Annotated in this window: 4 protein-coding genes; 1 reads left to right on the forward strand and 3 read right to left on the reverse strand. The window is 69.3% G+C overall.

Annotated features, from left to right (window positions below):
• The 3 genes from AC1D12_RS29915 to AC1D12_RS29925 all read right to left on the reverse strand — a co-directional run.
• The coding region (locus AC1D12_RS29915) for a hypothetical protein (RefSeq protein WP_477844859.1) at positions 1-371 on the reverse strand (371 nt) is incomplete at its 3' end.
• 94 nt (positions 372-465) lie between these two features.
• Complete coding sequence (locus tag AC1D12_RS29920; RefSeq protein ID WP_477844861.1) at positions 466-1,722, reverse strand: glycoside hydrolase family 5 protein; 1,257 nt, start codon at positions 1,720-1,722, stop codon at positions 466-468.
• A gap of 76 nt (positions 1,723-1,798) precedes the next feature.
• A complete protein-coding gene (locus AC1D12_RS29925; protein WP_047513143.1) occupies positions 1,799-2,440 on the reverse strand; it encodes an NAD(P)-dependent oxidoreductase in 642 nt (213 codons plus the stop codon).
• 102 nt (positions 2,441-2,542) lie between these two features.
• On the opposite strand from AC1D12_RS29925, the gene AC1D12_RS29930 reads away from it, so the two are divergent.
• A partial coding sequence (locus tag AC1D12_RS29930; RefSeq protein WP_477844863.1) for a LysR family transcriptional regulator occupies positions 2,543-2,864 on the forward strand: 322 nt, incomplete at its 3' end.

Raw genomic sequence — 2,864 nt, forward strand, 5'->3', positions numbered from 1 at the left:
GTGTTGAACGATACGGTGTCGCTCGAGGTGGGGATCGGCAATTGGGTCGTCCCGTTGTCGAAGACCGACAGGCCCAGGGCGGTGAACTCCAGCGGTGTGCCGCCCGCCCATTGAAGCGTCAGTCCGTAAGGCGGGACCAGGGTCTCGTAGCCCATGTAGCCGGGCTCGGACGGGTTGGAAAACAGCTGGTAGGCGGCCGGATCCGAATCGAAGACGTAGGCGCCGGTGAGGGTGCTGCCCGTCGTGGGCAGGTTGCCGCTGCTTGTCTTCACCTGGGCCGTGAAATTCACGGTGACGGGATCGGCGTTTGCCACCGCCGCCGGCAGCAGCAGGGCGGCCGTCAACAGGGCGATCGAACTGTTCATCTTCAAGGTTCTTCTCCCTTCGGTCGAGGTACTTGCACTGTAGCCATTCGGGCCGCGGCTGTCGCGTGGCGGCCCGGTTGCTCATGACATCGGGCCGTGCTCAGGCCGTCTTGTTCAGTGCGAACGAGGCCAGCACCGTGTCGGTGACCGACGAGTTCTCGAACGCCCAACCGGCCGCGAAGTCGCTCGGCACGCCCCAGCCGTCGTACTGGTAGTAGACGATGTCCAGCCCGGCCGCCTCGGCCAGCGATATCGCGTCGGCCACCCAGCGGCCACGGTCGGCCGACGGTGCCGCGCGGGTGCAGCCGACCTCGCCGAGCATCATGCGCACCGAGTGCGTGGTGGCGTAGTCGAGTGCCGGCTGCATGTCGATGGCAAGTGCCGCCTTGTTCCACAGCTGCGGTGCGGTGAAGTCGTTGTCGYGGGTGACGCCCGGGTAGCCCACCGTCCCGGCCGCCGGGAAGCCGCCTTCGCCCTGGTGCGTGAAGTAGTGCGGGCCGTAGTAGTGGAAGCTGTAGACCGTCTTTGCGTCGCCGTTGGGCTGCAGATCGGCGAAGTTCTTCTGGTCGCCCCACACCGGTTGCACGATGACCCAGCGGTCGGCGTCCACATGGCGGATCTGCGCCAGCGCCAATTGGTGCAGCAGATTCCATGCGTCCTTCGCGACCGCGTGGTTGCCGTTGATCTCTGCAGGCGTGCGGCCCTGCGGTTCGTTCAGCAGGTCGAACACGATGCCCTGCACGCCGGCGTACTGCTGGGCCAGCTCGCCCCAAGCCTCCACGAACTCAGCCTGCGCCGATGGGTCGGACCACAGCGCGCGGCCGTCGTCGGGCCACACGCCGCGGCTCGGCCAGCTGACGTCGAGCGTGACCGCCAGCACCACATGCATGCGCTTCGACAGGCACCAGTCGATCAGCGTGCCCCATTGCGCGACCGAGGCCTGCAGGCGTGCAGCCAGCGGCTGGCCGGGCAGCAGCGCGGCACCGGTCTTGAAGTCGAACGGCTGGATGAACAGCCGTGCCACGTTGGCGCCGGCCGCCGGCAGCTCGGCCACGTTCTGCCAATGGCTGGCGGTGGTGTCGGTCCAGCCCTGGTCCGGGAAGATGCTGGTGCCGCGCAGGCGGGGCAGCGCGGCCGACAGCGGCGGCAGGCCGGGCGCCGGGGCCGGCGGCGGTGGTGGAGGAGGAACCGGTGCCGGCGGCACGGGGGCAGGCGGCGTACCGCCGACCGGGGCCGGGGCGGGACTGCCGTCCCCACCGCCCCCACCGCAGGCCGCCACGGCCAGCAGCACGGCGGAACTCAGACCCTTCAAGACAAAGCGGCGGCTCGCCAGATCGGCGCGCAAGACATCGGACACGTGAAACCCCTCCTGTGTTTGTGGAGGGATTGTCTCCAGAAGGAGCGCCCGAGCCGACCCCCGCAAACCCAGGGACTCAGTAAGCGGCTGTGAAGCGCTTGCGGATGTGTTTCGGCGTTTCGATCTCGTCGACGATCGCGACCGCGAGGTCGGCCACCGAGAGGCCGGCCGGCTTGTCGCCGTCCATCAGCAGCTCGTCGGCGCCGATGCGGAACTTGCCGGTGCGCGGGCCGGGCGCGAGCAGCGCGGCGGGCGACAGGAAGGTCCAGTCGAGCGCGGTCTCGGCGCGGATCTGGTTCAGCGCCTCGCGGGCGGCGAGCGCGCCCTGCTTGTACTCGGCGGGGAAGTGCGGCGTGTCGACCAGCTGCACGCCGGGCGCGACGAACAGGCTGCCGGCACCGCCGACGATCAGCACGCGCTTGATGCCCGAGCGCTTGACGCCGTCGACGATGGCGCGCGTGCCTTGCAGGAACACGTCGTGGATGCGCGGCTCGCTCCAGCCGGGGTTGTACGAGTCGACCACGGCGTCATGGCCTTCGACGGCGGCGGCCACCTGGGCGGCGTCGAGCGCATCGGCCTTGACGACCGTCAGGCCGGGTTGCGCGGGCAGCTTGGCCGGCGTGCGGGCCAGCGCGGTCACCTGGTGGCCACGCGACAGCAGTTCCTTCAGCACCTCGGAGCCGACGAAGCCGGTGGCGCCAATCAGGGCGATCTTCATGGAATGTTCCTGGGAGTTGTCGATGGCGCGATGATCTGCGCTTCACAATGGGTGCACCAGTCGCTCATTTCGAACAACATTCTTTAGCCAGGCTTCACGATCATGGATGACCTTCGCCGCATGGCCTTGTTTGCCGAGGTGGTGCGCCACGGCTCGATGAGCGGCGCCGCGCGGGCGCAGGGCATGAGCACCTCGGCGGTGAGCCAGCAGATGCGCGCGCTGGAGCAGGGCAGCGGCGTGACGCTGCTGCACCGCTCGACGCGCAAGCTGACGCTGACCGACGCCGGTGCGCGCTTCGCCGAGCACTGCCGGGCGATGGTGGATGCCGCCGAGCAGGCGCGGCGGCAGCTGACGCTGGCGCACGACGCACCGGTGGGCGAGCTGCGGATCTCGGCGCCGGTGGGCTTTGCGCGCTACATCGCAC

It is taken from the genome of Rhizobacter sp. P1_G5 (assembly GCF_056405435.1).

Excerpts from the sequence above, each read along its gene's own strand:
- AC1D12_RS29925 (WP_047513143.1), bottom strand. The coding sequence starts at position 2,440 with ATGAAGATCGCCCTGATTGGCGCCACCGGCTTCGTCGGCTCCGAGGTG.